This is a genomic window from Thioalkalivibrio sp. (assembly GCF_041685615.1).
Taxonomy (GTDB): domain Bacteria; phylum Pseudomonadota; class Gammaproteobacteria; order Ectothiorhodospirales; family Ectothiorhodospiraceae; genus Thioalkalivibrio.
Genome location: NZ_JAWLFK010000071.1, coordinates 1 through 7527 on the forward strand (window position 1 = coordinate 1; position 7527 = coordinate 7527).

Annotated in this window: 9 protein-coding genes and 1 tRNA gene; 3 read left to right on the forward strand and 7 right to left on the reverse strand. The window is 66.5% G+C overall.

All coding sequences use genetic code 11. The annotated features are described in order from the left end of the window. The 3 genes from ACESLR_RS11050 to ACESLR_RS11060 form a co-directional block, all read right to left on the reverse strand. Positions 1-77, reverse strand: a tRNA-Met gene (locus tag ACESLR_RS11050). A 64-nt stretch (positions 78-141) separates the two neighbouring features. After that, positions 142-447: a (2Fe-2S) ferredoxin domain-containing protein gene (locus tag ACESLR_RS11055; RefSeq protein WP_373025954.1), complete on the reverse strand. Its 306-nt coding sequence runs from the start codon at positions 445-447 to the stop codon at positions 142-144. A gap of 82 nt (positions 448-529) precedes the next feature. Further along, a complete protein-coding gene (locus ACESLR_RS11060) occupies positions 530-1267 on the reverse strand; it encodes a YdiY family protein (RefSeq protein WP_373025952.1) in 738 nt (245 codons plus the stop codon). On the opposite strand from ACESLR_RS11060, the gene ACESLR_RS11065 reads away from it, so the two are divergent. Together ACESLR_RS11065 and coq7 are read left to right on the forward strand one after the other, a co-directional pair. Further along, positions 1266-2564 carry a (Fe-S)-binding protein gene (locus ACESLR_RS11065; protein WP_373067391.1) on the forward strand — a complete coding sequence of 433 codons (1299 nt, stop codon included), beginning with the start codon at positions 1266-1268 and terminating at the stop codon, positions 2562-2564. The genes ACESLR_RS11060 and ACESLR_RS11065 overlap by 2 nt on opposite strands. 62 nt (positions 2565-2626) lie before the next feature. Beyond that, a complete protein-coding gene (coq7, locus tag ACESLR_RS11070; RefSeq protein ID WP_373025949.1) occupies positions 2627-3268 on the forward strand; it encodes a 2-polyprenyl-3-methyl-6-methoxy-1,4-benzoquinone monooxygenase in 642 nt (213 codons plus the stop codon). A gap of 58 nt (positions 3269-3326) precedes the next feature. Here the strand turns inward: coq7 and speD are convergent, their stop codons facing one another. Both speD and ACESLR_RS11080 read right to left on the reverse strand, forming a co-directional pair. Next, complete coding sequence (gene speD / locus ACESLR_RS11075) at positions 3327-4136, reverse strand: adenosylmethionine decarboxylase (RefSeq protein WP_373025948.1); 810 nt, start codon at positions 4134-4136, stop codon at positions 3327-3329. Positions 4137-4227: 91 nt separating this feature from the next. After that, the gene (locus ACESLR_RS11080; RefSeq protein ID WP_373025947.1) at positions 4228-4656 is read right to left on the reverse strand and encodes an OsmC family protein; all 429 of its coding nucleotides are present in this window, start codon (positions 4654-4656) and stop codon (positions 4228-4230) included. 192 nt (positions 4657-4848) lie between these two features. Between ACESLR_RS11080 and crp the strand changes: the two genes are divergently transcribed. Then, positions 4849-5496 (forward strand): cAMP-activated global transcriptional regulator CRP, encoded by a 648-nt coding sequence (gene crp, locus ACESLR_RS11085; RefSeq protein ID WP_018142212.1) that lies wholly within the window; start codon positions 4849-4851, stop codon positions 5494-5496. A gap of 34 nt (positions 5497-5530) precedes the next feature. Here crp and trpC read toward each other — a convergent pair whose 3' ends face one another. Both trpC and trpD read right to left on the reverse strand, forming a co-directional pair. Next, on the reverse strand, positions 5531-6343 hold the full coding sequence (gene trpC, locus ACESLR_RS11090; RefSeq protein ID WP_373025945.1) for an indole-3-glycerol phosphate synthase TrpC: 813 nt from the start codon (positions 6341-6343) through the stop codon (positions 5531-5533). Further along, positions 6340-7374 carry an anthranilate phosphoribosyltransferase gene (gene trpD, locus ACESLR_RS11095; RefSeq protein WP_373025944.1) on the reverse strand — a complete coding sequence of 345 codons (1035 nt, stop codon included), beginning with the start codon at positions 7372-7374 and terminating at the stop codon, positions 6340-6342. The genes trpC and trpD overlap by 4 nt, the downstream gene beginning before the upstream one ends. Between the last annotated feature and the right edge of the window lie 153 nt (positions 7375-7527).

Consider the following 7527-nt stretch of genomic DNA (forward strand, 5'->3'; position numbering starts at 1 on the left):
TGGTGGCTACGCCCTGATTCGAACAGGGGACCCCATCATTATGAGTGATGTGCTCTAACCAGCTGAGCTACGTAGCCACGCGGGCTGCGAATTCTCCGGAGGCCGGGGCACAAAGTCAAGCCAGCCGGTGCGCGACATTCATCAGATCTGCAGTCGCTCAACCACGCGGCCGTTCTTGAGGTGTTCTTCCAGGATTTCGTCGATGTCGCGTTCGTCCTGGTAGGTGTACCAGACGCCCTCCGGATAGACGACCGCGATCGGGCCCTCGTTGCAGCGGTCCAAGCAGCCAGCGGTGTTCACCCGCACTTGGCCCTTGCCGTGGATACCCATGGCCTTGGCCTGGTTCTTCGCATAGGCGCGCATCTCGGTCGCCCCGTGGTCCTCGCAACAGTTGCCGTCCTCGCGGCAGTTGGTGCAGAAAAAGATATGGCGCTGATAGTAGCCCATGGAAGTCTCCGGTGATCCATTAAGCTTATGATAACGCTGCCAGCGGCAAAACGGCGGGTGCCAACGTGCGCTGTCCGTGCATTCAGCGAAAGCGGTAGACCAGGCTGACGTCCGTGATCGTGTCGGTGCTCTCCACGCCAGGCTCGACGTCGGTGTTGTGCTTCACGGTGAATCTGGTACGCAGGGACATCCGGCTGGTGACGTCCGCGGTCAGGGCGAGGATGTTCTCGATCTCGGTATTGTCGCTGCCTGTCAGGATCAGCAACTCGTCGGTGAGGCGGGCGTTGTCACTGATCTCCCAGCGGAAGTTGCCGGCCAGCCGGCCGACCGGTTCGCTGTCGGTTTCTTCGGTCGTGCGGATGCGCACCTGGCGCATACCGGCACCGCCCTCGCCGTCCAGCCGCACCCGCTCGCCGTCGATCAGGCGACGACCGTAACCCGCCGTGGCCGACCCCTGGTAGTCGTAATTGCTGAAACGGTCACGCTCGTAGCGCAGCGTCCCGAACAGGTAGTCATGCTCGTCCAGCTTACGGTCCGCCTGGAAGCCGGCGATGAAACGCTCGCCGGTGGTCTCGTCGTCCTCCTCGTGGAAGTACCCATCCAGGCGGATGTGATTGCGCCAGTCGAAGGTCGTGTGCTCCGCGCGAAAACGGCCCGTGGCCGTGGTGGACTCCGTGTTCCCGGTGGTTTTGGAAGCTCCCAGCTCGATGGTCGACTGCCAGCCATCTGCCTCCCAGGCCAGCCCTTGCGAGACTGGTATGCTCAGCAGGATGAACAAGGCAAACGCAGCCCCCACGGGCCGGAACGAACGCACGGGCATGGGAAACCTCCCAGAATCGAATGGGGGCAAGACCCTAGCAAAGCCGCTCGGCGCATCGGACCGGCCCCTGAGATTTCGGGGGCTTTCCGCCGCTGACCAGTGCGTACACTGCGGGCTGTGCCTCCCGCACTGCCCCACCTATGGCTGGCACGGGGTCGAGGGCGACTCCCCGCGCGGCCGGCTGACCCTGATGCAGGGGCTGGCCCAGGGCCGGCTGGAGCCGGACTCCGAGCGCCTGCACAGCCATCTGGAAGGCTGCCTGGGCTGCCGCTCCTGCGAAGCGGTATGCCCGGCGCGCGTGCCCTTCGGGGCGCTGATCGATCGTGCCCGCGAGATCCTGAACGAGCACCCCGCCACGCCGCCGCGCGGCGACCGCTGGCGCCAGATGCTCCAGCACCAGGCCCTTTTGCACCCCGCGCTGCGGAGCCTCGGAGGACTGGCGGCGCGTAGCGGCGCACGCTTGGGCGTAGACCGTCTGCTGCCGCGCGGTGGCTGGAAGCGCAGCCTCGCCCACACGCGTGACTCCCTGGCACCCGAGCCCCGACTGCGCGCGACCGCGACCCCGGAAACGGCCGACGCCCTGCTGTTTACCGGCTGCATGGACCGCTTCTTCACCGGACCCGATCTGGAGGCCGCGATGACGGTCCTCGAGGCCCTCGAGGTGCGGGTGGCCATCCCGCGGGACCAGGCCTGTTGCGGGGCGCTGGACCAGCACACCGGCCACCGCGCGGCGGCACAGGCGCTGCGGGCCCGCAACACCGAGGCCTTTGGCACCCACGACATTCCGGTGATCGCGCTCGACAGTGGCTGCGAGGCCACGCTGCGCGAATACCCCGAGGGCACGCTGGGCGCGCGCAGTCGGAGCCTCACGCGGTTCCTCGCACAGCGGCTGGACGCGGACCCCCAGGGGGACATCTGGGAGGACACCCCGATCCGGATCGCGCTGCATCTGCCCTGCACCCAACGCAACGTCACCCGCGAGGCCCGGGAGTTGCCCGCGATGCTGGAGCGCCTGCCCGGGGTCTCGCTGGCACCGGTGACCGGCGCGCCCAACTGCTGCGGCGCGGGCGGCACCGCGATGCTGACCCAGCCGGCGATGGCGGACGGTCTGGGCAGCGAAACCCTGAAGGCCCTGACCGGTGCCGCGCCCGACGTGATCGTAAGCCCCAATGTCGGTTGCAGCGTGCACCTGCGGGCGCTCACAACCCAGCAGGCGGGCCAGCCGGAGATCCTGTCACCCGTTCGATTCCTGGCCCGGCGCCTGAAAAACGACGCGCGCGGTGCTTCCGGACGCTGATCCCCGCCCACGCTTGCGGTACCCTTGGAAGACTCAAACGACGCCCCAACCGGAGCGGAACCATGCGCCGACTCTCCCCCCTGGACCACCTGATCAACCAGGCCGACGCCTTCGTGAAGGTCGTCGCCGGACAGGCCCGCTCCACCGGTCGGCCATCCCCGGGCGGGGATGATATTGGGCCGCACCTGGGGGATCACGAACGCGACCGGTCCGCCCGCCTGATGCGGGTCAACCACGCCGGCGAGGTCGCGGCGCAGGGGCTGTACCAGGGCCAGATGCTGACCGCCCGCAACCCGGAGATCCGCGGCCACCTGGACCAGGCCTCCCGCGAGGAGGGCGACCACCTGCACTGGTGCGCCCGCCGGGTGCACGACCTGGGCGGTCGCACCAGCCTGCTGGGGCCGTTCTGGTACGTGGGTTCGTTCGGGATGGGCGCGCTCGCCGGGCTGACCGGCGATGCCTACAGCCTCGGCTTTATCGACGAGACCGAACGCCAGGTGGAACGCCACCTGGACCGCCACCTGGAGCGATTGCCGGCACAGGACGAGGTCTCCGCGCGCATCCTGGCGCAGATGAAGCAGGACGAGGTGGAGCACGGTGCGCACGCGATGGCACTGGGCGGGAAGGCGCCCCCGTGGCCGGTGCGCAACATCCTGATGCCGCTGACGTCCAGCGTGATGACACGCACCGCCTACTGGATCTGACCCGCGACGCGGGGAGGCAGGTGATCACCGTCGCCTGCAACGCGCGGCGATCGCCGCCTCAGTTCGGGCGGCTCATGTTCTTGCCGTAGAAGATCTCCATCATCTCGTGCTTGAGCAGCTTGGAGATGCGCTTGGCCTCCTTGGCCGAGTAGTCGTCCTTGCCCAGCCCGAACAGGTAGCTGTCCAGGTCGAAGTCCTTCAGCACCATCTTGGTGTGGAACAGGTACTCCTGGTACACGTTCACGTCCACCATCTGGTACTTCTCCTTGGTGTCACGCGACAGGAAGTCCTGGATGGAGTTGATCTTGTGATCGATGAAGTGCTTCTTGCCGCGCACGTCACGGGTAAAACCACGCACGCGGTAGTCCATGATCACGATGTCGGACTCGAAGCTGTGGATCAGATAGTTCAGCGCCCGCAACGGCGAGATGCGCCCGCAAGTGGACACGTCAATATCCGCGCGGAAGGTCGCGATGCCGCCCTCCGGGTGCGCCTCCGGGTAGGTGTGCACGGTGATGTGGCTCTTGTCCAGGTGGCCGACCACGGTTTCCGGCAGCGGGCCGGGGCCCTCGGTGTAGCCGATCTTTTCGGTGGCCACCGGCTCTTCCGAGATCAGCATGGTCACCGACGCGCCCTGCGGATCGTAGTCCTGGCGCGAGATGTCGAGGATATTGGCCCCGATCAGGTGGGCCACGTCGGACAGGATCTGCGTCAGACGCTGGGCGTTATACGCCTCGTCGATGTACGCGATGTATTCGTCGCGATGCCGGTCACCCGAGGCATAGCAGATATCGTAGATGTTGAAGCTCAGGCTCTTGGTCAGGTTGTTGAAACCGTGGAGCTTGATTTGCTTCTTGTGACGAGGCATGGCGTGTCCTCTTGCCCGGGCCGCAGCGAGCGGCGAATTGTAGACGCCCCGGTCCGCCAGTCCAAGGACGGGGCATCCGGCCGGCGCGGGTTCAGCGTGGCGCCGGCCCCTCGATGATCTCGAAATCGTGGGTCACCTTTGCCGAGGCACCCAGCATCAGCGAGGCGGAACAGTACTTCTCGGCCGAGAGCCCGACCGCGCGCCCGACCTGCTTCTCCGAGAGTTCATGGCCGTACACGCGAAAATGCACGTGGATGTCGGTGAAGACCTTGGGCACGGTCTCGGCCCGCGCGCCCTCCACGGTCACCTCGCAGTCCAGCACCTGCTGGCGCGCCTTCTTCAGCATCGCAATCACATCGAAGCTGGTACAACCGCCCATCCCCAGCAGCAGCATCTCCATCGGGCGGGCGCCCAGATTGCGCCCGCCGGCATCCGGCGCGCCGTCCATCACCACCGCGTGGCCGCTGTCGGTCTCGCCGACGAACGCCACCTGGTCCAACCATTTCACTTTTACCTGCATCGGGCTCGTCCTTTTGGGAAACACGAATCAATGCCTATACTTCAGGGAGGACTCTACGCAGGGCGGACCTGCCGCACAAAATCGGAGGTCGCCGGGCGGATTTTGTGAACGGGTCCAGCCACCCCCGCGTGTGGGCACGGGCGCTGCATTAGACTGGCGCACATCCTCAGGAAGCTGATATCGGACGTGACCATGGAAGCCTTGAACAACCCGTTCGTCTACCGCCCGGCGCAGCCTTCGCCCGCGCTGGAGCGTTTCCTCGGCTACTGTCATCGCCGTCAGTACCGCAAGCGCACCACGATCATCCACTCCGGCACGGTACCCGACACGCTGTACTACGTGGTCAGCGGATCCGTCTCGGTACTGGGGGAAAACAACGGACACGAACTGGTGCTCGCCTACCTGAACAAGGGCGAGTTCTTCGGCGAGCTGGGCATGTTCGAGGACGACCCGCGCAGCGCGACCGTCACCACCCGCGAGGACACCGAGACCGCGGAGATCCCCTACACCCAGTTCCGCGAGATCGCCCAGCGTGATCCCGAGATCCTGATGCTGCTGACCAGCCAGATCGCGACCCGCCTGCGCCAGACGTCGCGCAAGGTGATGGACCTGGCCTTTGTGGATGTCACCGGACGCATCGCCCACACCCTGCTGGACCTGGCCCGCCAGCCGGACGCCATGACCCACCCCGACGGCATGCAGCTGCGCATCACCCGCCAGGAGATCGCACGCATCGTCGGCTGCTCGCGCGAGATGGCCGGACGCGTGCTGAAGGATCTGGAGGAGCGCGGTCTGATCACCGCCCACGGCAAGACCATCGTGGTGTTCGGCACGCGTTGACGAGCCCCCGGCGGGGTCGGACCCTCGGGGGCCGTTATTCGCCGCGAAACAGCTGGCCCAGGGCCACGCCCGGATCCTCGGTGCGCATGAAGGCCTCGCCCACCAGGAAGGCATTCACCCCGGCCGCCTGCATGCGTTCGATATCCTCGCGGGTGTGGATACCGCTCTCGGTGACCAGCAGGGCGCCCTGCGGCGCCTGGTCCTTCAGCTTCAGTGTGGTTTCCAGCCGGGTCTCGAAGCTGTGCAGGTCGCGGTTGTTGATCCCGATCAGATCGGCCCCGATCTTCTTCGCCCGCTCCAGTTCCTCGCCGTCGTGCACCTCCACCAGCGCATCCATGCCCAGTTCGCGGGTCAGGAAGTACAGCTCGTGCAGCGCCGTGTCGTCCAGCACCGCGGCGATCAGCAGCACGCAGTCCGCACCCAGCACCCGCGCCTCGTAGACCTGGTAAAGATCGATCACGAAATCCTTCCGCAGGATCGGAAGCTTGCAGGCCACACGCGCGTCGCGCAGATCGCCATCGCGGCCCTTGAAGAAGTCCACGTCGGTCAGCACCGACAGGCAGGTGGCGCCATGTTCCTCGTAACTTCGGGCGAAGGCCTCGGGATTGAAGTTCGGGCTGATTTGGCCCTGGCTCGGGCTCGCCTTCTTGATCTCCGCGATCACGGCGGGCCGCCCGGCATCGATGTCACGCTGCAGCGCCGCGCGAAAACCGCGCGGCGCCGGAGCCGAGCCCATCCAGCCGCGCAGTTCGCGCAACGGCCAGAATGCCTCGCGCTCCTTCAGTTCCTCGCGTTTGCGCTCCAGGATGCGCTGCAGGATATCGGGTACTGCGTTGGCTTTGGTCATTCTGCTTCCTTGTTTGCCAATCGTGCGCTGGTCGCCTGCAGACGTTCCAGCCGTTCGCGGGCCGCGCCGGAATCGATAGCCCTGGCGGCGGCTTCGATGCCCGCCGCCAGGGTATCCGCCCCGCCCCCGGCGTAGATTGCCGCGCCGGCGTTCAGCAGCACGATGTCGCGGGCCGCGCCCGCCTGCCCGTCCAGCACGTGGCGTAGCATTGCCGCCGAGGCCTCCACGCTGTCGACGCGGACGGCATCCAGCGACGTGGTGGTCAGGCCAAAGTCCTCCGGACGGATGGTGTACTCACGGATCGCGCCGTTCTTGAGCTCGGCCACCCGGGTGGGCGATCCGATGCTGATCTCGTCCAGGCCGTCCTCGGCGTGGACCACCAGTACGTGTTCGCTTCCCAGCCCTTTCAGGGCCGCGGCCAGCGGTCGCACCCAGTCCTGGGAGAACACACCCAGGACCTGATTGGGGGCGCCGGCCGGATTGGTCAGCGGCCCCAGCACATTGAACAGCGTGCGCACGCCGAGTTCCTTGCGCGGACCGATCGCGTGCTTCATCGCGCCATGATGGGCAGGAGCGAACAGGAATCCGACGCCCACCTCGTCGATGCAGGCGCCGACCGCCTCCGGTGCCAGATCGAGGCGAATCCCCAGGTGCTCCAGCACATCGGCAGAACCGGATTTCGACGACACCGAGCGGTTGCCATGCTTGGCCACCCGCACCCCGCCGGCCGCTGCCACCAGGGCGGAAGCGGTGGAGATGTTGAAGGTTCCGGAGGCATCGCCGCCGGTCCCGCAGGTATCCACCAACCCGGTGCGCGGCACATCCACGCGGGTGGCCAGCGAACGCATCACGCCGGCCGCTGCACGGATCTCCTCGATGGTCTCGCCCTTCATGCGCAGGGCCACCAGGAATCCGCCGATCTGGGCATCGGTAGCTTCGCCGGTCATCACCGACTGCATCACCGCGGTCATGGTCGCCGCGTCCAGGTCCTGGCGCTCGATGAGGGCCGCTATTGCTTGCTGCACAGTCACGGGGCTGCTCCTGCAGGGGACATCCAGTCGGCTAGTTTAAGGAAACACTGCTTCATGTACACGCTCGCGCTCGAGTCGCTTTTGCGTGCGAACAAGGCGCGGTGACCGCCGTGCAGTCATTCCGCACAAGGAAGCCGCAACGCCATGCGCGTG